18 protein-coding genes are annotated in these 19,581 nt (G+C 65.5%); 7 read left to right on the top strand and 11 right to left on the bottom strand.

The genetic code is table 11. From position 1 onward, the window contains the following. Positions 1–6 precede the first annotated feature (6 nt). The 7 genes from brxC to ABD104_RS14440 form a co-directional block, all read right to left on the bottom strand. The gene (gene brxC / locus ABD104_RS14470; RefSeq protein WP_343927706.1) at positions 7–3,552 is read right to left on the bottom strand and encodes a BREX system P-loop protein BrxC; all 3,546 of its coding nucleotides are present in this window, start codon (positions 3,550–3,552) and stop codon (positions 7–9) included. Positions 3,553–3,563: 11 nt separating this feature from the next. Further along, entirely contained in the window at positions 3,564–4,220 is a 657-nt protein-coding gene (locus tag ABD104_RS14465; protein WP_343927705.1) for a DUF1788 domain-containing protein, read from the bottom strand. Next, positions 4,217–4,828, bottom strand: a complete 612-nt coding sequence (locus ABD104_RS14460) for a DUF1819 family protein (protein ID WP_285318556.1) — start codon at positions 4,826–4,828, stop codon at positions 4,217–4,219. Before ABD104_RS14460 ends, ABD104_RS14465 begins: the two co-directional genes overlap by 4 nt. Then, the gene (mads1, locus tag ABD104_RS14455; protein ID WP_343927704.1) at positions 4,821–5,030 is read right to left on the bottom strand and encodes a methylation-associated defense system helix-turn-helix domain-containing protein MAD1; all 210 of its coding nucleotides are present in this window, start codon (positions 5,028–5,030) and stop codon (positions 4,821–4,823) included. The genes ABD104_RS14460 and mads1 overlap by 8 nt, the downstream gene beginning before the upstream one ends. Before the next feature lie 77 nt (positions 5,031–5,107). After that, a complete protein-coding gene (locus ABD104_RS14450) occupies positions 5,108–5,968 on the bottom strand; it encodes a phage integrase N-terminal domain-containing protein (RefSeq protein ID WP_343927703.1) in 861 nt (286 codons plus the stop codon). 587 nt (positions 5,969–6,555) lie between these two features. Continuing rightward, positions 6,556–7,725 (bottom strand): STY4528 family pathogenicity island replication protein, encoded by a 1,170-nt coding sequence (locus tag ABD104_RS14445; protein WP_343927702.1) that lies wholly within the window; start codon positions 7,723–7,725, stop codon positions 6,556–6,558. A gap of 425 nt (positions 7,726–8,150) precedes the next feature. Beyond that, the gene (locus tag ABD104_RS14440; RefSeq protein ID WP_087839049.1) at positions 8,151–9,200 is read right to left on the bottom strand and encodes a Fic family protein; all 1,050 of its coding nucleotides are present in this window, start codon (positions 9,198–9,200) and stop codon (positions 8,151–8,153) included. A 120-nt stretch (positions 9,201–9,320) separates the two neighbouring features. Here ABD104_RS14440 and ABD104_RS14435 point away from each other — a divergent pair, with 120 nt between their 5' ends. After that, positions 9,321–9,809 (top strand): YaiI/YqxD family protein, encoded by a 489-nt coding sequence (locus tag ABD104_RS14435; protein WP_343927701.1) that lies wholly within the window; start codon positions 9,321–9,323, stop codon positions 9,807–9,809. Here the strand turns inward: ABD104_RS14435 and ABD104_RS14430 are convergent. Further along, entirely contained in the window at positions 9,806–11,053 is a 1,248-nt protein-coding gene (locus ABD104_RS14430) for an MFS transporter (protein ID WP_087839051.1), read from the bottom strand. The two genes, ABD104_RS14435 and ABD104_RS14430, sit on opposite strands and share 4 nt — an antisense overlap. Before the next feature lie 161 nt (positions 11,054–11,214). Here ABD104_RS14430 and ABD104_RS14425 point away from each other — a divergent pair, with 161 nt between their 5' ends. After that, the gene (locus ABD104_RS14425) at positions 11,215–11,793 is read left to right on the top strand and encodes an HD-GYP domain-containing protein (RefSeq protein WP_279817109.1); all 579 of its coding nucleotides are present in this window, start codon (positions 11,215–11,217) and stop codon (positions 11,791–11,793) included. On the opposite strand, the gene ABD104_RS14420 is transcribed toward ABD104_RS14425, so the two are convergent. Then, on the bottom strand, positions 11,790–12,392 hold the full coding sequence (locus ABD104_RS14420; RefSeq protein WP_176400744.1) for a YiiX/YebB-like N1pC/P60 family cysteine hydrolase: 603 nt from the start codon (positions 12,390–12,392) through the stop codon (positions 11,790–11,792). The two genes, ABD104_RS14425 and ABD104_RS14420, sit on opposite strands and share 4 nt — an antisense overlap. Continuing rightward, entirely contained in the window at positions 12,389–12,793 is a 405-nt protein-coding gene (locus ABD104_RS14415; protein ID WP_087839053.1) for an Rv0361 family membrane protein, read from the bottom strand. Before ABD104_RS14415 ends, ABD104_RS14420 begins: the two co-directional genes overlap by 4 nt. Before the next feature lie 193 nt (positions 12,794–12,986). Here ABD104_RS14415 and ABD104_RS14410 point away from each other — a divergent pair, with 193 nt between their 5' ends. The 3 genes from ABD104_RS14410 (at position 12,987) to ABD104_RS14400 (ending at position 16,649) form a co-directional block, all read left to right on the top strand. Further along, positions 12,987–14,318, top strand: coding sequence for an NTP/NDP exchange transporter (locus tag ABD104_RS14410; RefSeq protein ID WP_279817104.1), 1,332 nt, complete (start codon positions 12,987–12,989; stop codon positions 14,316–14,318). Beyond that, the gene (locus ABD104_RS14405; protein WP_279817101.1) at positions 14,315–15,241 is read left to right on the top strand and encodes an aldo/keto reductase; all 927 of its coding nucleotides are present in this window, start codon (positions 14,315–14,317) and stop codon (positions 15,239–15,241) included. The genes ABD104_RS14410 and ABD104_RS14405 overlap by 4 nt, the downstream gene beginning before the upstream one ends. 271 nt (positions 15,242–15,512) lie before the next feature. Then, complete coding sequence (locus tag ABD104_RS14400) at positions 15,513–16,649, top strand: winged helix-turn-helix domain-containing protein (RefSeq protein ID WP_279817098.1); 1,137 nt, start codon at positions 15,513–15,515, stop codon at positions 16,647–16,649. Positions 16,650–16,673: 24 nt separating this feature from the next. On the opposite strand, the gene ABD104_RS14395 is transcribed toward ABD104_RS14400, so the two are convergent. After that, complete coding sequence (locus ABD104_RS14395; RefSeq protein WP_279817095.1) at positions 16,674–17,636, bottom strand: Bug family tripartite tricarboxylate transporter substrate binding protein; 963 nt, start codon at positions 17,634–17,636, stop codon at positions 16,674–16,676. 177 nt (positions 17,637–17,813) lie between these two features. Here ABD104_RS14395 and ABD104_RS14390 point away from each other — a divergent pair, with 177 nt between their 5' ends. Together ABD104_RS14390 and ABD104_RS14385 are read left to right on the top strand one after the other, a co-directional pair. Then, on the top strand, positions 17,814–18,647 hold the full coding sequence (locus ABD104_RS14390) for an IclR family transcriptional regulator (RefSeq protein WP_176400746.1): 834 nt from the start codon (positions 17,814–17,816) through the stop codon (positions 18,645–18,647). Between the two features lie 116 nt (positions 18,648–18,763). Beyond that, positions 18,764–19,567 carry an alpha/beta fold hydrolase gene (locus ABD104_RS14385; protein ID WP_279817092.1) on the top strand — a complete coding sequence of 268 codons (804 nt, stop codon included), beginning with the start codon at positions 18,764–18,766 and terminating at the stop codon, positions 19,565–19,567. The last annotated feature ends 14 nt before the right edge of the window (positions 19,568–19,581 follow it).

The raw sequence follows: 19,581 nt of genomic DNA, 5'->3' as shown, positions 1-19,581 counted from the left end.
AAAGCCTCAGATCTGCACCCGGTTGCCGGCCTGAATCTCCTTCAGCCAGGCTTCCCTCTGCTTGCGCAGGTAGTCGTCCAGTTCGGCCTCGGATGCCAGCCACGGCTTGGGATAGCTGACCTTGATGGTGCGGGCCGATACCAGCTTGGGTTCGGGCACTTGTACGGGCGGGGGAGTTGCCCTGCCGGGGCTGGTCGGTGCGGGTTCTGGCGCAGGATCGAGCGGTGCAGGCCGGGCCAGTTGTTCCAGTTGCAACAGAAGCCGCGGGTAGTCCTCGTCTTCGAACCGGCGCAACTGATCGCGGATCATGGCGATGCGCTTGTGGGCCTGGATGCTCTGCCGGACCTCGCCGAAGGGTTTGGCGAGCCGTTCGCGATCCGTCGGGTTCAGCAGGCCGAATTCCGTTGCGTCTTGCAGGCGCTGTTCCAGCTCCAGGAGGCACTCGCTGGCTTGCGCTTTCTCTTGGGCAAGCTGCTGGTCGATGGTTTGCTGCAGGGAATCCAGTTGTGGCTTGAGCTGTTGCAGCCGGTTGCCTTGCCAGGGGCTTTTGTCATCAAGCAAACCGCGTACCGCATCGACTTCGACCGTGCCTACGTAGGCGAAGTTGTCTTCCTGTTCGGCAACCAATTGGCTTGCCTGGTCAAAGATGGCCTTCTGCGGGCCGCGCATGAAGCGCCGCAGCGGGTCGATGGTGTTCTCCTTGGTGTCCAGCAGGGCGTCTTCAGCCCGGGCCAGATCCGTGAGGAACCAGCTCGGGTTTTTGCTGGCCAAGTCCTTCAACGTGGTCAGCACCGGCGCCAATGCGCCCAGGAAAGGGTATTGCGCCTTTTGTCCGTGCAGGGCGCTCAATTCGACTTCCAGGTCTTTCAACGCGTTGACGGCTTCGTGGGCAAGCGCCCGGGCCTCGTTGCTGGCGGCGGGCTTGTCGAAGAACTCGGCGAAGAATTCCTTGAGCGTGCGCACCTGCGAGGCGCTGAATTCGATCTGCGGCTCCAGCACCAGGGAGGCATGGGCATGGGTATTGAGCAACCCGCGCTCCAGCGCATCGCCCTCAAGCGGATTGCTGTCCTGGCGGACCTCAACCTTGCCTCGTGCGCACAGCAGCGCTAGGTTGCAAAGGATGGCGGCGTGGTGCCAGCCGTAGTTCTTGCGCTCGAAACGTTCGATCAAACTCTTGACCGTCGTGCGCACCCCTCCGCGGGCGTTGCTCTGGATGAAGGCCAGCAACTCCTGCTCAGGCTCGGTGAGGCTGGTAGCGTCGTTGGCCAGCAAGCCGTCCTTGGCCATGCGTAGGTGCTTGCCGATGTCGGCTTCCGCGAATGCTATGTCGTCGCGCAGCATGCGCAGGTTGGGGTAGGCAGTCTGGACCAGTTGCTCGAAGCCCTTGAGCACGCGGGTCTGGCCATCCTCGCCGCCAATGTCCACGTCCGCAGCGTTGATGATGAGCCTGGCCTTGCCCAGAAGTGCACGCGCGCGAACCTGTAGATCGTTCAGGCGCTCGGTATTCTGGAAACCCTTGGCATCGAGAATGCGCTTGACGGCTTCTTGCTGGGTGTTGCTGTTCTGGCGGATGTACTTCTCGGTGCGCTTGTGCATGGCCAGGTCTTGCATGAAGCGCACATCGGCCGGCATGACCACCCGCAGCTCGTCGCGCCCCATGCTTTGCATGCGTTGCTGCGTGAGGAATCCTTCGGAATCGTCAAAGCCATCAGTCAGCGGCGTGATGACATGGATGGCCAATTCATGCTCGCGGCTGAGAACGCGATCGTCGAGCTTGCGGGTATAGGGATAGTCCTGCCCGTTGCTGTAACGGATCTTGCGCTGCTTGACGACGCCATCGAACAGCAGCTTTTCCAGCTCCTTGGACAGGTCGGCGTTCTCGATGTCGGTGTTCTTGATCTCCTCTTCGACGTCCTTTTCTTCGTCGGTCAGGTATTCATAGACATCGCCGTTGCGCTGGATGTAGGTCTGCTGTTCCAATAGATTGAGGGCGGCTTCGAGTTTCTTGTGCTGGGCAGGAATGTCCTCGCCAAAGCGCTCCAGCATGAGCACGCCAAGGTTGCGCAGCGTGGCCTTGAACTCCTTGACGTACTTGACCAGGAACAACGTCTTGAGCACGCGCACGGCGTACCCGTCGTTGAGGTTGCGTTCGGCAACGTTTATGGCGCTTTGGACGCCGCCCTTCAGCGCACTGCGGATGCCCTCGAACATGCGATCGAAGGTGGCCAACTGCCCGACCGATTCGTTCTCGATCGCCATGGCGACATCGCGAAACACCCCGAGCATGGAGCGCTCGCCAACCGAGTTGGCCTTGCCTTCGAAGCCATTGTGCAGGGACAGCCCGCGAATGGCGGCCTGGAACAGCGGGAACTGATAGGGGATGAAGGGGTAGGCGTAGATGAAGTGTTCTTCGTCGCGGAAGTTCTGATAGCGCTGACCACCATCGGCAAACTCGAACAGGGTCTTGAAGTTGTTGGCCTGCTGCGCATACACGCCCCGCAGCAACTGACGACCGTCATCGTTCTTGGTCAGCAGACGCTTCTGGATCACCTCCGCCACGTCGGCGCTGGTGAGCTTGAGCCGGTTGGCGAAGCGGGCCTGGATCTTGGAGAAATCGTTGCTCTGCTGCTTGCTCATGTCGCCGAGCACGTCACTCATGTCTTCCTGGGCGGTGACGATGATCCAGGCCCGACCCTGGCACTTGGTGGCCAGGCTCTCGGCCACCGTTTGCAGGTTGGTCATGAGCTTGGTGTTGTCGGCGATGTACTGCCCGACTTCGTCGACGAAGAAGTTCAGGCGGAAGTTGGCCGGTTGCTGGTCCAGCCAGGCCTTGACCTGGTTGCCGAAATCCTCGATGGAGACGCTGTACTGGGTGCGGTACTTGTCCAGAATGCCCTTGGCATGTGCGGCGTCTTCACCCGTGACTTCGGCGTAGGCTTTGGCGATGTTGCCGGACTCGAGCAGGGCCTGTTCCCGGCCCCGCTCCCACGGTTTGCTGGCCAGGGCTTGGTAGGCCGCCTTGAATGCTTGGAACTGGTCACGTTCGTCCAAGTCGCGTTCGAATTGCGCGATGTAGCCCTGCTTGCCGTAGTAGCCGCGGGTTTCATTGAAGACCTTGACGAACACCGACAGCAGCGCATCGACCTGGGTCTTGCTGATGATGTCGGCCTTCTGATCAATGTTGAACAAAATGCTCTTGGACGGGATGGCAACGGCCTGTTTCAACTTGGCGCGCAGCAGTTCGTCGTCCTGATGGATCTTGAGCAGAAAGAGATCCAGCGCGGTACTGCCATTGACTTCACGGTTCTCCAGCAGCAGTGCCAGCATCTTCAACAGATGCGACTTGCCCGAGCCGAAGAAGCCGGATACCCACACGCCGTTGGCGACTTGATAGTCGGTATAGGCATCAAGGAAATGCTCAAGCCGCTTGGCGACTTCGTCGGTCAGGACGTACTCGCTGAGCTCGGTGTACAGGCTGGCCTCATCGTCAGCCTTGATGACCCCTTCGATCGGGCGACTGACCGGGCTCTTGAAAATGCCTTTGAGTTCCATCGGGTGCTTCCTCAAGCCTGGATTTCGAAAATATTGAATGCGCGGTAGTACTTGTCATCGTGCAGCAGCCCGAACAACTCCAGGGATGCCCCTTGTTCCAGGGAGTGACGGTATTCGCCTGGAAAGAACATCACCGTAGGCTTGTCCTTTGCCGTGCTCTGGAGGTTGTTCAGGACGTTGTGCGAGCGGATATAGGGGAACACTTCACCGACCCCGCTGAGGAACAACACGTCGTAGTCGCTTTGCGCCAGTCGTTTGCCGATCTCCGGGATCAGATGCCCCTTGATGTCCAGGACGTTCTGCAGCAGTTCCTTCAAGGCTTCCTTCTCAACCTCCGGCTCCACGGCAAGGATCTCCGCCCATAGACTGCCCCCCTCGCTGCTGCCTTCGCGCGCCTTGAGCATGTCGATGGTCAGGTCGTAGAGGTTGATCTCCAGCACCTTGACGCCCCGGCCCTGCATGCATTCCACTTGCAGGCCGACCAAGGTGTTGACCAACTGTCGGCGCATGCGCTGGATCTCGAAGGCTTCCGATGCCCTGAACTCGCAGATGTAAAAGGGCAGGTCGTTGTTCAACCCCCTCATCTGCAGGAATCGAGGGCTGGCGATGACCTCCCGCAGATGGTCGAAACGTTTTGCCAGGGACTGCTGGCTGATCTTCTGGTTCATTGCAACCACCTCTTGATCTCATGGTCGCTTGCGGGGAACACCAGAAGCTCATCGACACCCCGTCGAGCCAGTAGCCGAGCGAGCTGCGGGGTCAGTACAGCCGGTTGGATCAGCAACTGATCGGTGACCAGTTCAGCCTCACGCAACATGCGGAACAGGTTCTGCCGAAGCTTGCGTTGGGTGGACAGTGCCAATCCGTCCAGTTCGTCATGCCAAAGCGCTTTGGCGCTGACGAAAGCCTCATAGTCGGTCGTGCTCAATTGCCGCCGCAGAACGAGGAAATTCTCGCGCAGCACTTCCCTGGCAAAGTCGCGGACGAAGGTGTAGCGGCGGCAGGCGGTAACCCAGAGCAGATAGGCGCGATCCCGCAAGTTGGAGTCGATCAGGACTTCCAACTCTTCAAGGTCAAGCAACTCAAGGCGCGCGATCAACTCTTTGCTGATACGGGTGGACGCGGCAGCTGTCCGGACCTGCAGCAGGTTCCCGTTGCGCACATGCGAACGTGTTTGCTCCCAGTTTCGTGTGGTCAGGTAGTGTTCGGCGACCACCGGTGCTTCGAGCAAAAAAAGGCCGCCTGTGGTGAAAGATAGGCGGTAGCGCTCAGCCATCGTCGCGCTCCTGCCGGACATCGTCACTGTCGCTGGCTCCGCCGGCCTTGACCCAGGCGTCGACTTCCGCTTTCTGGAATTTCCAGAGCCTCCCCACTTTATGAGCGGGCATGTTGCGCTTGGCGATCCAGGCGTAGACGGTGTCCTTGCTGACCCCCAGATGTTCGGTAATTTCTTCGACGCTCAGCCAACGGTCGGTCATGGCAATGATTCATAGCGGTTTGTATAAGAAGTCTACTATACCGGATTTGACCCGTTTTTGCGGGATTTACCATGGTTTCATCCGAGATAGGCAGCTGCAATTGCCAGCCGGCCATGCCCCAGCTCTTGGCTAATCATGAGACGCACATGTTTGTCGTGATGGCGCTCTACCGGGCTCAGCTGAATTGCCGCTGGCCCACCCGCCGCCGGCGCCTTCCACCCGGTCAGCGCCTCATACCGCATCTGCGCGTACCGATGCCGCAGTCCGTGCATGTTGCTCAACCCCGCTGCCTTGCACTGCCCGTCGTAAACATGCCGCTGCTGGATATAGGTCTTGTTCTCGGGAATCAACGAGCCTGACCCCGCCAGCCGATGGGCCTCGTCCAGCACCGTTCGCTGTTCCTGTGTCGTGATCGGCACTATCCGGTCGCGCCCGCCTTTGGCCCATGACCCTTTGATGGCAATGCAGTCGCCACGGTCGGCATAGCGAGGTTGGAACTTGATGGACTCTTCCCGTCGCAGGCCAAAGGCCGCTTGCAAGCGCAGGCTCATACGGACGTAGGAATCGGTGATTTTGTCCAGCCGGTTGTCCAGTTCCTTGGCCTTGCTCTCGTTGGTCACATAGCGGCGGTCAGGGATGCCCAGCCTGGTGTTGTCCACTGGCAGGATGCCTGCCTTGCCGACCTTCTCGGCCCACCAGCGCAGGTGCGCCATGCGGTTCTTGAGCGTGCCAGCCGACAGGCCTTCGGCTTGCCAGCGCTGCAACAGGGCTTCGACATGCTTGCCCTTGAGCGAGGTGGCCCGCATCTGGCGGAAGCCCGCCTCACGCAGTTGGCGGGCGACCAGACTCAGTGATCGCTGCCGGTCAGCCTGGGTGGCATGGCTGCCGTCGCGGTTGCGCAGGCAAAGCTGGCGCAGGGTATAGGTCAGGTCGTCCATTGGCGTGGGCCTCCATCGGCTTGGGGGCTGAGATACAAGGGTCAGTGTTTGTGCCAACTCGCCAAGGCGAGATCCCCGAAGGGCAAGGGCCAGGTGCTCAGTTCACCTGTGGCCTCGAATGAGGCGTCCGCCTTGCTTCCTGTGGGAAGGCCGGGCGGAGGAATGGCAAGGGACGACAACGCGGTGTGCTGGGATGAGTACCTCCTGTGGTGCGGTGGTAGAAAAGGTGTCGGCAGGCCGCGCGAGGACGGGCGACCAGCAACGAGTGCCTGGAACGGTGGACGTGTGTTGCGACGATGGCGAGACGAACCACGCCGAGGATGAGGATATGGCTCTGCCCATGGGTAGGGCGGCACACCAAGCGAGCCTGGGTGTGCCTGGGATGGTTCCGCCCGGCGAGCCGGGTCAGCGCTTGCAGGAACCTGCGCCAGGGTTCCGGTGTTCATAACCACCGGCAGGTCGTTGCTGGGCCAGTGTGCCGGGGCATCGTCATGTGCGCAGCCATCAATGCGATGCTGTGCCAACCCGCATTCCTGCTGCAGTTCGCCGGGCCGTCACTGCGGCGAGCAGTGACGGCCCTATCTGTCTCACGCCGAACCCAGCGGCCCCAGCTTTGCAGCAGCAGGCGTGTTTCCCGGGGCTGTTGGCAGCATTCCGCTGTCAGCCATGCACCCGATAATCTGCCCGATGGGCAGCGATGGGGTCTTCAACATGCGCCTGATCTGATCCAGATGCCGTTGCGCCACCTCTCGCGATGCAGGCTTTGCGGCTTGGCTGCTGGACGATGGAGAAAGAGCCGGCGGCGAGTCATGCTGGCTGTCGCTGACGGCCTGCACGGGTGTCTGCTGCGGGGCGGATTTGCGCGCCGCCCAGAGCTTGAACACGCCTTCCACGGCCTTCTTGATCAACCCGTAGAGGTAGGCGATAGCGTTGTGCACACCACCGGATTCGCAGCGCGCGTCCCACTCGGCCAGCACCGCCAGGCGTTGCTCCGGAGGCAAGCCCCTGAGACGCGCGGTGAGAACTCGTTGCTGATCCTGTGGCAGTTGCCGGAAGCGGGCTGGCACATCCGGCCCCGATCCCTGCACTTCGGGTGGTGAGCGGTACGTACGTACTTCTTTTAATACTTCTTTTTCTACAGTACGTACTGTTGCGGCAGATGCCGGAACGGGTTTCGGAATGTCGCCGCTGGCTTCGGGCACAAGGGCATCGCGCGGAGTTGAACCACCAGGACTGCCCGGATCATGGTCATCGCCCCGGTGTTGCAAGCGCCTGATCTGCTCTTGCATTGTTGCGGGCAGCTTTCCCAACCTGTCTGGATGGCGCATGGCCTCGTCGAGAATGGACTGCGCCAGTTGGCGGATCGTCGCGCTGGCGTGGCCGAGCGCCCGTTCCAGCAGCGGCAGGTAGTCTTCGTCTTCCAGGCAGGCGTCGTCGAACGCGAGCGGCTGATTCCGCACCGCATAGCGGCTGGCCATCGAGAAGCCGGTCATGGGATTGCGGCGGTACTCGACCAAGGCGATCCAGGTGGACAGCCGCAGGCACAGCACGGCCCTGGACACGGTTTCGAGGGCAGCCCGCTTGCTGCCCGGCGCGCTGGGCAGGTATCCGCGCAGCGCGTCGTAGCTGAGGACCACGGTGCCGTCGCTGCCGGCCAGCGAGCGAAAAGTCAGCCAGGCGTTACGCTCCAGTGGCGTCAACCGCTCGTCGAGCAACAGGGCTTTGGGGGTGATGATGTCTGAGGTTGGGTGTGACATGGCGAGGCTCCTATCGGTATCGGCCAACTGGCCAAAGGAGCCGTCATCTCACCCCGGCATCGCCGCTGCCGCAGCCATCAATCCGAACTGCGCGCCTCCCGTTTTTTCGGGCTGAAGCAGGGCGCAACATCCTTGGTGTTCGAGTCAGGAGGTGGGAAAATGAGCCTTCGCTACGGTCATTGGACGTTGCTGAACGCCGATGGCCATGTTCGCCGTCCTTGATCAGACCGCTTGCTGGCGCGCTGCACCGGCGACGAGAGCGCGGGGAGCGTCCAGGGAGGGCCATCCGCCGCCACCAAGGGACACGCTTGGTATTTGGGTCCAAGAATAGGTCCAAGCGCGTTTCGTAACCGCCATGACTGCCTTGAAAATCAACGACATGCGGGATAAATGCCGCTTCTGCATCGGGAAGTGAGCGCCGCGGCTCAACGCAGCTCATACCAGGTTCCGCGACCAGCACCATGCTGCATCAGATGGCCCTGCTCCACCAGGGTCCTGAAGTGCTGCTTCAGCGTGTTGCGATTGCCGCTGGTCAGGCGGATCGCCTCGGCCATGGTGATGCGACCGTGCTCACGCACGAATTCGACGATCTGCAACGCCAGATCCGGCAGCCTGGCCAGCACCAGTTTCTCGCGCTCGACCTTGCGTTCCAGCCGGCGTACCTGCTGCGATAGCGCGCGCAGGAAGAACGCCAGCCAGGGATGCCAGTCGGGATTGTCGGTGCGGATGCTGCCCTGGGTCTGGCGCAGCGCGAGGTAATAGGTCTCCTTGTTCTGCTCGATGACGCTTTCGAGCGAGCTGTAGGGCACGTAGGCATAGCCGGCCCGCAACAGCAGCAGAGTGGTCAGCACCCGGCTCAAGCGGCCGTTGCCGTCCTGGAAGGGATGGATTTCCAGGAACACGACCACCCAGATACCGATGATTAGCAGGGGATGCAGGCGGCCGGCGCCGAGCTCCTCGTTGAACCAGGCGACCAGCTCGGCCGCCAGGCGCGGTGTGTCGAAAGGCGTGGCGGTTTCGAACACCACTCCCAACGGTTTGCCTTGTTCGTCGAACGCGGCCACGCTGTTGGTGGTTGTCTTGTAGTTGCCGCGATGCCAGGCGTCCTTGTCGCTGTAGGCCAGCAGGTCGCGGTGCAACTGCCGGATGTGATTCTCTGTCAGTGTGATGTCCTGCCAGGACGAGAACACCAGCTCCATGACCTCGGCATAGCCTGCCACTTCCTGCTCATCGCGGGTCTCGAACGACTTGATCTGCAGGTTAGAGAGCAGGCGTTCGACTTCGCGGTCGGACAGCTTGCTGCCCTCGATCCGGGTCGAGGAACCGATGCTTTCGATGGTCGCGACCCGTCGCAGCGCCGACAATCGGTCCGGCGCGAGCGTGCCCAGGGCGCGCCAAGCTCCCTTGAACTCATCGATGCCGGCGATCAGGCGAAGTATCTCCGGGGTGATCTGGAGGGTGTCGGTACGAATCATGGCATCCAATCCTACACCCATTTACACCCAATTATTGGTTTCTATCCCATTACCACACCCATTTACACCCGTTCTGCAGAAAATGCGATCATCCTGAATCACCTCGACACCAACGCCATCATGAATCCCCTCCGCATCTGGGTAGACGCCGACGCCTGCCCCGCCGTCGTCAAGGACATCCTGTTCCGCGCCGCCGACCGCTGCGCCGTCCAGGTCACGCTGGTCGCCAACCAGATGCTGCGCACGCCGCCGTCGCGCTGGGTGAACGCGGTCCAGGTGCCGCGCGGCTTCGACGTGGCCGATGCCTACATCGCCGAACAGGCGGCAGAGGGGGACCTCGTGATCACGGGCGACATTCCGCTGGCGGCCGAGGTGCTGAAAAAGGGCGCGGCGGTCCTGAACCCGCGCGGCGAGCGCTATACCGAGGCGACCATAGGCGAGCGCCTGGCCATGCGGGACATGCTGGAGGAACTGCGGTCCAGCGGCGTGGCGACCGGCGGGCCGGCGGCGTTCAGCCAGGCGGACCGGCGGGCGTTCGGCAATGCGCTGGACCGGTTCCTGCAAAACGCCGCGGCTGGCCGGCCTCGCGGGACACCGCCTTCAGCCTAACCCAAGCCGGACGGCGCCGCGGCCTTCGCCACCGCCCGCCGCATCCAGCGGAACTGCAACACGACGAGCGTCCCCAGCAGCGCCAGATTCGCCACATTGGACAGCACGCCCGTGAAGAACGCCGGATCGTACGACGCATACCGGTCGTACATGTAGCCCGCCAGCCACCCGCCCACCGCCATGCCGCATCCGCTCATCAGCATCAACGACGGTACGCGCCAATAGGCTTCCTTCGCGGGAAAGGCCTCGCGCACGGCCAGCACATAGGCCGGGATCAGCGCGCTGAAACCCAGCCCGAACGCGATGGAGACGGTGAAAAGGCCGAACTGTTCGGTCACGTACAGGTAGCCGGAAACGGCGGTGGCCTGCATCACGGAGCTGATCAGCGCCGTGCGCAACCCGCCGATGCGGTCGGCGACGAGCCCCCACGCCTGCCGGCTGATGAAGGCCGCGGCCAGCAGGACCGAGAGCATCGCGGCGCCCACGGCCGCCGGCAGGCCGCGGTCGGAGCACAGCGCGACGAGATGGCTTTGCGGCATGGCCATGGGAATGCAGCAGAGGAAGGCCGCGCCCGCCAGCATGGCGAAGGCGATGTTGGGACGCAGCCCGAATACGGTGGACCGTTCGCCGCCCTGGCGATCCGCCGCGCGGACGGCGGTGTCGGCGACGGGCCGCAGGAAGCGCGATGCCAGCATCAGGACGATGCCGGCCTCGAGCAGGCCGTATCCCATCATGGTCGCGCGCCAGCCCCAGGTGGCGATGGTGTGTTCGAACACCAGGGGCCAGACGACGCCGGCGATGTAGCTTCCGCTGGAGAGCAGGGCCAGCGCGGAGCCGCGCCGGCGTTCGAACCATTGGCTGACGTAGACGTACAGCGGCGCGTTCAGGCCGCCCATGCCGAGGAATCCGATGAAGACGCCGTGGCCGATGTACAGCAGCCAGGGTTCGCCCAATGTGGAGATGAACAGCCCCAGGCAGACCGACACGGAACCGGCCATCACGGTCCAGCGCACGCCGAAGCGATGCGCGAGCCGGCCCATCATCACGCCGCCCACGGCGGAGCCGAGCCAGGCCAGCGAGCCTCCCAGCGCGGGCACGGATCGGGCGCCTCCCATTTCGCCGGCGATGGCCTTGAGCCCGACCGTGGAGATGAGCGGAGCGCCGAAGGTCATGCCCAGGCAGCAGAGGGCGGCGGTAGCGATGATCCAGGACGCCCTGGAATCGACCAGTGGAGGGGAAGCCATATCGTCAGACACCCATGCTGGGCCCCGCGCATCAGGCGCGAGGACGACGGCCTGGCGGAAGGCCTGCGGTGGGCTTCCGTCGTCCGCCGGGCGCCAGGGTACCACGATGGGTCCGGGCGCCGCGCGGTAGAATTCGCATGATTTTGTCCCGCAATCGACCGATGTCCGACATCATCCCCGAACAGCCCACCCTCGATCCCCTTTTCATCGCGCTCGGCGAACGCTGTGCTGAAACCCACGAGCATTGCGGCCGCGTGGGCCGACTTGCCTGGATGCTGGGCAGCGCCTGCGGCCTGCCCGCGAACGAACTCGGACTATTGGCCGCGGCCGCGCGCTTCCACGACATAGGCAAGATCGGCATTCCCGACGCGGTCCTGCTCAAGCCGGGCCGCCTGGATGCCGAAGAGCGCGAGCTGATGATGACTCATTCCGAGCGCGGCGAGCGCATCTTCGCCGCCGTTCGCTGCGGCGATGCGGGCGTGGTCGCCACGGCCATCCGCCATCACCACGAATGGTTCGACGGCGCGGGCTATCCCGACGGCCTGCATGGAGAGCAGATCCCGCTGCTGTCGCGCATCGTGAACCTGGCCGACAGCTATGACGCGATGGCCTCGACGCGGCCCTACCAGCGGCCGCGCACGCACGGGGACATCATGCGGATCATGCGCGAGGAACGGGGGCGCAAGAGCGATCCCCGGTTGTTCGACCTGTTCGAGCAGCTGACGCAGCAGCAGGCCTAGCTTCCTGCCGGCAAGAGCACGTCCTGCGCCAGCGGCCGCAGCCGGGGCGACGCCAGCAGATCGCTCGGCAACAGATAGCGTCCCGGCATCAGGGGCAGCGCCAGCGGAGTGAACCGTACCTCCAGGTCCAGCCCGGCATCGCGCCAGGCCTTCCAGACGAGCTCGGTGCAATAGGTCCCCGCCGGATCGGCGATGCGGAACGGACGTCCACGCATGGACAACGCCAGGCCGACGGCGCGCCGGCGCGCGTCGTCGCCGGCCTGGACGTGGTAGACCGCATGCCGCCTGGACCGCCGCGCGTCGGTGAAAAACGCCAGGGTATCGACCACGACGCCGTCGGGCCGGCCGCGCACTTCGGAGGGCGTGGCGTGCACGACCCGCCAGCTTCCCGGCTGGCCCACCAGCATGCCGACGTGGCTGTAGGCGCCACGGTCGACCGCCATGACGGCGGCGCTGACCGCCTCGGTGCCTTCGCGAAAGATCAGATCCCCCTCCCGGGCGCCGGGCGCCAGCGCGTCCGCCGCGTGCGCCGCCGCGCCCAGCAGCGCCAGCAGCAACGCGCCGCCCGACCGGCGCAGCGCGGCGCGGGCGGACGTCACTTGAGCAGGATCTTCCAGGTTCCGTCTTCGTTGACCAGCTTGTGGACCTGGGTCTGGTCCTTGCCGTTCTTGTATTTGATGCGGGCCCGCACCTGCGCGGTCTTGCCCGCCTCGTCGACGGTGACCTGGTCCATCTCGATCTTGTCCAGGCCGTCGTTGGCCTTGATGCGGTTCTGCATTTCGCCCACGATCATCTGGACCTTGCCCTTGGCCTGCACCATCTGCGCGGCGGGCACCTGGGCGAAGGAGATCTGCTCGGTGGCCGTTTCCACGTCGCCCTTGGCCGCCGCGCGATAGAAATCCTCGATGGCGGACTCGGGCTTGCCGCCGGAGCAGGCCGACAACAGCAGCGCGAACAGGGCGAGCAGGAAGATCGAATAGGGACGGGAGGCGAGGCGCATGGGGTTCCTTGTTCTTCGAGATGCCGCCGGACATCCGGCAAACCCCGCAATGATATCGCGCGATTACTGACAGTAACTACCCACTTTCAATGATCGTTCACCATCCGGGCGGCCTTCCTGGTCCTGATGGGCCGAAAACCGATATGCTGTCCGGGCCGGCGCGCGGGCCGGCCCCCACGAACCGGAACCGCTCATGAAGCTCGACCTTCCGAGTCTGTTCAACGTCCGCCGCGGCGAGATCCTTCACGTTTCGCTGGCCGTGGGCTTCTTCTTCTGCGTGCTGACCGCGCTGATGATGCTGCGCCCCGCCCGCGAAGCCCTGGGCATGCGCGGCGGCCTGGATGCCGTGCGCTGGCTGTTCGTGGGCACGGCCGTCGTCACGCTGCTGGTCAATCCGGTGTTCGGCCTGCTGGTCAGCCGGTTCCGGCGCATGCAGTTCATCGGCGCGACTTATCTGTTCTTCGCCGCCAGCCTGGCCGGCTTCTACCTGCTGCTGGCCTGGGCGCCGGCCGCCGTGGGCACGGCCAGCGGGCAGGTGTTCTACGTCTGGTTCAGCGTGTTCAACCTGTTCTCGACCATGGTGTTCTGGGCACTGATGGCCGACCGCTTCACGCTGGAGCAGGGCAAGCGCTTCTTCGGCCTGATCTCGGTGGGCGGTACGCTGGGCGCGATCTTCGGGCCATGGCTGGCGTCGGTGCTGGTGCGTGCCGTGGGGACGGCGGGCCTGCTGCTGGTGTCCGCGGGCTTCCTGCTGCTGGCGCTGGCGCTGGGCTGGGGCATCGTGCGCCAGCCGTCCGCCGCGGCCCCCGCCGGGCGGAAAGCCCATGACGCGGAGCGCATCGGCGGCGGCGCCTGGGAGGGCATCAAGGCCCTGGCGCGGTCGCGCTACCTGGCCGGCATCGCGGCCTACGTGGTCATCCTGGCGGTGATGGCGACCTTCCTGTATTTCACGCGGCTGCAGATGGTGGCCGCGCTGGGACACGAACTGGACGGACGCACCGCGCTGTTCGCGCGCATCGACATGCTGACCCAGACCGCCACGCTGGCGATCCAGCTCGTCCTGGCCGGACACCTGATGAAGCGGCTGGGCGTGGCCGTGACGCTGGCCCTGCTGCCGCTGACCACCGCGCTGGGCTTCGTCGGCCTGGCCCTGGTCGGGTCGCTGGCCGCGTTGATCGCCTTCGAGGCCGCGTTCCGCGCGGTGCAGCGGGCCATCATGCGGCCCGCCCGCGAAACGCTGTTCACCGTGCTCGACCGCGAGGACAAGTACAAGGCCAAGGCCTTCATCGACACCTTCGTCTATCGCTTCGGCGACGTGGCCGGCGCGCAGTTCGAAGGCGCGCTGGGCCGGCTGGCGATGGGGTTGTACGCGATCGCCGGCGTGGCCGTGCCGCTGGCCTTCGCCTGGATCGGCCTGGCGTTGTGGCTGGGCCGCGCCCAGCAGCGCATGGCGTCGGCCACTCCGGGCACGGAGCCGGCGGCTTCCACCGTCTTTCCCGTCTTGCAGAAAAGGACCGAACCATGATTACTCGCCGCGCATCGCTGAAACTCGCGCTGGCCGCCACCGCCGCGCCCGCGTGGTCCTGGGGGGCCGATGCCTCCGCGCCGGTCATCACCCGGCCCATCCCCCGCTCCGGCGAACGGCTGCCCGTGGTCGGCCTGGGCAGCTCGGCCACCTTTTCGAGCACCGCGGCGGGCGACGAGAAACAGCGGCTGCGCGAGGTCTTCGCCGCCATGATCGAGCAGGGCGGCACGGTGTTCGACACCGCCCCGGCCTACGGCGCCTCGGAAGAAGTGGCCGGGCAGATCGTGCGCGAGAACGACATGGCCGGCAAGCTGTTCTGGGCCACCAAGCTGAACGTGGCCCGGGGCGGACGGGCCGACCTGGAGCAGGCACGGGCGCAGGTCGAGGCCTCGTTCCAGCGGGTCGGCAAGCCGGTGATCGACCTGATCCAGGTCCACAACATGGGCGACGTCGCGACGCAATTCGGCCTGCTCAAGGAATTGCGCGACCACAAGCGCATCCGCTATGCCGGCGTCACCACCACCTTTCCCCGGCAGTACGACATGCTGGAGCAGGCCATGCGGCACGAACCGCTGGACTTCATCGGCGTGGACTACGCCATCGACAACCGCGTGATGGAAGAACGCGTCCTGCCGCTGGCAGCCGACCGCGGCATCGCGGTGCTGGCCTACGCGCCGTTCGGCCGCACGCGGCTGTGGGACAAGGTGCGCGGCCACGACGTGCCGCCCTGGGCGGCCGAGATCGGCATACGGTCGTGGGCGCAATTCTTCCTGAAGTTCGTGATCGCCCATCCCGCCATCACCTGCGCCACCCCTGCCACCAGCCGCGCCTCCAACGCCATCGACAACCTGGGCGCGGCGCGCGGCGAATTGCCGGATCGCGCGATGCGCGAGCGCATGGCCGCGCACATCGACAAGCTTTAGCGCGGCCGCTGTGCCGCTCCCGCCGGGAAGGATGGTGGACCACCCCCGGCGTCAACGGGATCAGGCCCGACAACCGGTGTATCGTTCACTCCCACGCCCGCCCCGGCGCTGGCCATGGCCGCGGGCGAGATCCAGCCCATACAGCCCGAACCCGGAAAGGAAGCCCCGAGATGGACCAGCACGCCGCGCCGCCACGAAGCGACCTTCGCCTGCTACGCCCGATGGGCGGACCGTATCCTGCGCCCGTTCCGACATCGCGGGGGGCCTGACCGTGGCTCCCGCTTCCTTCGAACTGCCCGCCGCGCGGGCCCGCGCGATCTGGCTGCGCGCGCAGCGGCTGGATGCAACGGCACCCTTCGGCGCCGGCCCCGGGGCGGTGGGCCGGGCCATCGAACATCTCGGCTACGTGCAGATCGACACCATCAACGTGATCGAACGCTGCCACCATCACATCCTGTATTCCCGCATTCCCGGCTATCGCCGCGCCGACCTCGAGCAGGCGCAATCGGCGGACAAGAGCGTGTTCGAATACTGGACCCATGCGCTGGCCTACGTGCCGACGGCCGACTACCGGCAATTCGTGGCCGCCATGGACGCGCGCCGCGCGCGGCCCGGGCCCTGGATCGCCGGCGTGGACGAGACGGACTACGCGGCGCTGCTGCGGCGCATCCGCGATGAAGGCGCCCTGTCCATCCGCGACATCGACGAAGCCCTGGTCGAGAAGACCCATCCCTGGGGCAGCCGCAAGCCCTCCAAGCGCGCGCTGCGGCTGGGGTTCTTCGTGGGCGACCTGACGGTCAGCAAGCGCACGGGCATGCTCAAGACCTACGAGTTGTCCAGGCGCCACTTCGGCTGGGCACGCCGCCCCCGGCCGGTGGGCGAGGCGAAGTATGCCGAATACCTGCTGCGGCGGGCGCTGCGCTCGCAGGGCATGGTCGGGCTGGACTCGATCTGCTATGGCGACGCCGGCGCCAAACCCGCGGTGCGCGCGCTGATCGACACCCTGGTCAAGAAGAAGGCATTGGTCCCCGTGCATATCGCGGGACAAGCCAGGACCCAACACTGGATCGAGCCCGCCGCGCTGGACACGCCGGCGCCACCGGCCACCGCCACGCATATCCTGTCGCCCTTCGATCCCCTGGTCATCCAACGCAAGCGGCTGCATGCCTTCTTCGACTACGAACACCGCTTCGAGGCCTACGTGCCGCCCGAGAAGCGCGTGCTGGGCTATTTCGCGCTGCCGGTGCTGGTGGGCGACCAGGTCGTGGCGGCGCTGGACCTGAAGATGGACCGCCAGGCAGGCCGGCTGCTGGTGCAGAAATGGACCTGGATCGCGGCGCAGCGGCCAGCGTGGAAGACGGCCATCGACGAGGCGCTGCACGGGTTCGAGCGTTTCCAGCGCGGGTAACGCTGCCCTGCGGGCCGTCTGCCGTCACTGCGCCAGCTTCACCTGCCCGCTTTCGATCATCGCGCCATAGCGCTTGGACGCCTCCTGCACCACATTGCGGAAATACGCGGGCGTGCTGCCCACCGGCTCGTAGCCCATGGACGCGAAGGATGCGCGCACGGACGGCGACTGGATGGTCTTGACCAGCGCCGCGTTCAACCGCTCCAGCACCGCCGGGGGGATGCCCGCCGGGGCGATGAATCCGACCCAGCCGTCGGTGGTGAAATCCATGCCCGCCTCCTTGAAGGTCGGCACGTCGGGGTAGGCCTCGACCCGCTTCTTGGCCGCGACCGCCAGCGCGCGCACCTTCCCCGTGTCGACGAAGGTCTTGGCGCCCTGGCCGGCCAGCATGTAGTCGATCTGCCCGCCCGCCAGGTCGGCCAGCGCGCCGCTTTCCCCCTTGTAGGGCACGTGCACGGTCTGGATGCCGGCCAGGTTGGCGAAATAGACGTTGTTGAAGTGGAAGCTGGTACCGGCCCCCGGCGTGCCGTAGTTCAACTGGCCCGGCCGGCTCTTGGCCAGGGCGATGAATTCCTTCAGCCCACCCGACGGCAGGATCTTCTTGCTGGCGACCAGCACCATGAACGTATCGACGGCGATGGTGACGGGCGCGAATTCCTTCAGCGGCTCGATGCCGTAGCCGGGATCGGTCAGCGGCAGGGTCACCATGGTGGCGGGCACGGCCAGTCCTATCGTGTAGCCGTCCTTGGGCGCCCGCCGCAGCTGGTCCATGCCGATCTTGCCGCCCGCGCCGGGCTTGTTCTCGACCACCACCGGCTGGCCGAGTTCGTGCGCGGCGCCCTCGGCGACGGTGCGCGCCACCGCATCGGTCAGCCCGCCGGGTGCATAGGGAACGACGATGGTGATCGGCCGGGTGGGCCAGTCCGCCCGCGCCGGGCCGGCGGCGGCCACGGCAAGCGCGGCGATGAGCATGGCGGTGCGTATCATGTATGGGTCTCCTTCCCGCGGGTCAGGCTGCGGTGCCTGCCTCGCTTCCATGGACGAGGATTCTTGGTCACCGGCGGCGGGTTGACGACAGCAACCCGGCCCCGTTCCGGCATGCGGATCTGGCATGATTCCATGCGCAGGCCGGACACGGTTGCGCGTTGTGTAGTCGGAGCCTTCATGGCCATCATTCCCGATATGCGGAAATCCTCTCCCGGCAAGACCCGGACCGCCGGCATCGATGGCCGGCGCGGCGACTTCATGACCTCGCTGGCCAAGGGGCTGGAGATCCTGGCCGCCTTCGAGGTCGGCCATCCCCTGGGCAACCAGGAACTGGTGGCCATCACGGGCCTGCCCAAGACCACGGTCTCGCGCATCACCGGCACGCTGGCATCGCTGGGCTACCTGCGCCTGGACGAACAGAGCCGCAAATACGCCATGGGTGCCCGGGTACTGGGACTGGGCGCCAGCGTACAACGTCACATCGGCCTGCTACGCACGGCCCGTCCCCACATGCAGCGCCTGGCGGACGAACTGGACATCGCCGTGGTGCTGGGGGCGCGCGACCGCACGGGCCTGGTATTCCTGGAAGTGATCCATCCGCCGCGCAACGCGCTGACGATCAACACCGACTCCGGCTCGGTGGTGCCCATCGAGCGTACGTCCATCGGGCTGGCATACCTGGTGGCCGCTCCCGTGACCGAGCGCGTGCACATGCTGCAGGCGCTGCGCGACGCGCATCCCGACGACTGGGAAGACATACGCGGCGTGGTCGAGCGGGCCCACAAGGATTACCGCGAGCGCGGCTTCGTGGTGTCCCAGCGCGGCCGGGGCGGACTGATCAGCGGCGTGGGCGTACCGATGGTGCTGGGCCCGAACGGCGTCTTCTCCTTCGCCTGCGTGGGGCCGTCCATCCAGCTGTCCGAAGTCCGCCTGGTTCAGGTGCTGGGGCCGCGCCTGGTGGAAACGGTGGCCGCCATCGGGCAGGCCATGCGGGCGGCGGACCGCGGATAGGACGCACCGCCCGCCATCCCGATCCGGATTGCGGAACTCGGCCGATGCGGCCGTTTCCCCCGTGGCGGCCGCTGCCTAGAGTTCGAAGCGTACCGATTTCCCCAACGAGCGCTTCGATGAACAGATACCGCCTGCCCGATCACGCCGTCAGCGGCGACTCCGACACCACCGTGTTCCTGCTGCATGGCGCCTACGGCTCCAAGGACTATTTCCGGGACCTGACCGCCACCCTGGTGCAGGCCGGCTATCGCGTCGTGGCCTGGGACGCGCCGGGCTACGGACTGAGTCCGCTGCCCGCGAGCGGGCTGTCGATCGAGCGCCTGGCCGAGGCCGCAGCCCGCCTGATCGAGCACACCGGCGGCCGGCGCAATGTCGTCATGGGACACAGCATGGGCGGCATCACGGCGCCGCTGGTCACGCGCCTGGCGGGCGATCGGGTGCACGGGCTGGTGATATCCGCCACGCTGGGCTCTTTCGCCCGCAAGTCGGCCGAGGACAAGGTGACCTTCCTGAAGGAACGCATCGAACCGCTCAAACGCGGCGTGCCTTTCCGCACGGCGGCCGAGGCGGTGGTGCGCTCGATGTTCGCGCCCGGCTCGGCCGGTCCGCTGGTGGACCAGGTGCGCGAGGTCGCCCTGTCGATGTCGGCCGACACCTTCTGCGCGGCCATCGAAGCCATCGTGAACTACGACGGCCTGCAGACGATGCGGGCAGTCAGCGTGCCCGCGCTGCTGATCGCCGGCGCGCAGGACAAGGTCGGCCGGCCCGACGGCATGCGCGAGCTCACCGCCGTCATCCCCGGCGCGCGCTTCGTCTGCATCGAGGGCGCCGGCCACTATTCCTTCGCCGAACAGCCCGGGGCCTTCAACGCCGCGCTGCTGTCCTTCCTGGACGGCCTGCCGCAACGCGCCGCCGCCTGAGCGGCCTCCATTCC

The sequence above is a fragment of the Pigmentiphaga daeguensis genome (assembly GCF_039523035.1).
In the GTDB taxonomy this organism is placed as follows: domain Bacteria; phylum Pseudomonadota; class Gammaproteobacteria; order Burkholderiales; family Burkholderiaceae_B; genus Pigmentiphaga; species Pigmentiphaga daeguensis.
The sequence above is the reverse complement of the archived record's forward strand: the minus strand, read 5'-3'. Positions and strand labels throughout refer to the sequence as shown.

What these genes read in the sequence shown, in the direction of transcription:
- brxC (WP_343927706.1), bottom strand. Translation starts at nt 3,552, where the DNA reads ATGGAACTCAAAGGCATTTTCAAGAGCCCGGTCAGTCGCCCGATCGAA.
- ABD104_RS14465 (WP_343927705.1), bottom strand. Translation starts at nt 4,220, where the DNA reads ATGAACCAGAAGATCAGCCAGCAGTCCCTGGCAAAACGTTTCGACCAT.
- ABD104_RS14460 (WP_285318556.1), bottom strand. Translation starts at nt 4,828, where the DNA reads ATGGCTGAGCGCTACCGCCTATCTTTCACCACAGGCGGCCTTTTTTTG.
- mads1 (WP_343927704.1), bottom strand. Translation starts at nt 5,030, where the DNA reads ATGACCGACCGTTGGCTGAGCGTCGAAGAAATTACCGAACATCTGGGG.
- ABD104_RS14450 (WP_343927703.1), bottom strand. Translation starts at nt 5,968, where the DNA reads ATGGACGACCTGACCTATACCCTGCGCCAGCTTTGCCTGCGCAACCGC.
- ABD104_RS14445 (WP_343927702.1), bottom strand. Translation starts at nt 7,725, where the DNA reads ATGTCACACCCAACCTCAGACATCATCACCCCCAAAGCCCTGTTGCTC.
- ABD104_RS14440 (WP_087839049.1), bottom strand. Translation starts at nt 9,200, where the DNA reads ATGATTCGTACCGACACCCTCCAGATCACCCCGGAGATACTTCGCCTG.
- ABD104_RS14435 (WP_343927701.1), top strand. Translation starts at nt 9,321, where the DNA reads ATGAATCCCCTCCGCATCTGGGTAGACGCCGACGCCTGCCCCGCCGTC.
- ABD104_RS14430 (WP_087839051.1), bottom strand. Translation starts at nt 11,053, where the DNA reads ATGGCTTCCCCTCCACTGGTCGATTCCAGGGCGTCCTGGATCATCGCT.
- ABD104_RS14425 (WP_279817109.1), top strand. Translation starts at nt 11,215, where the DNA reads ATGTCCGACATCATCCCCGAACAGCCCACCCTCGATCCCCTTTTCATC.
- ABD104_RS14415 (WP_087839053.1), bottom strand. Translation starts at nt 12,793, where the DNA reads ATGCGCCTCGCCTCCCGTCCCTATTCGATCTTCCTGCTCGCCCTGTTC.
- ABD104_RS14410 (WP_279817104.1), top strand. Translation starts at nt 12,987, where the DNA reads ATGAAGCTCGACCTTCCGAGTCTGTTCAACGTCCGCCGCGGCGAGATC.
- ABD104_RS14405 (WP_279817101.1), top strand. Translation starts at nt 14,315, where the DNA reads ATGATTACTCGCCGCGCATCGCTGAAACTCGCGCTGGCCGCCACCGCC.
- ABD104_RS14395 (WP_279817095.1), bottom strand. Translation starts at nt 17,636, where the DNA reads ATGATACGCACCGCCATGCTCATCGCCGCGCTTGCCGTGGCCGCCGCC.
- ABD104_RS14390 (WP_176400746.1), top strand. Translation starts at nt 17,814, where the DNA reads ATGGCCATCATTCCCGATATGCGGAAATCCTCTCCCGGCAAGACCCGG.
- ABD104_RS14385 (WP_279817092.1), top strand. Translation starts at nt 18,764, where the DNA reads ATGAACAGATACCGCCTGCCCGATCACGCCGTCAGCGGCGACTCCGAC.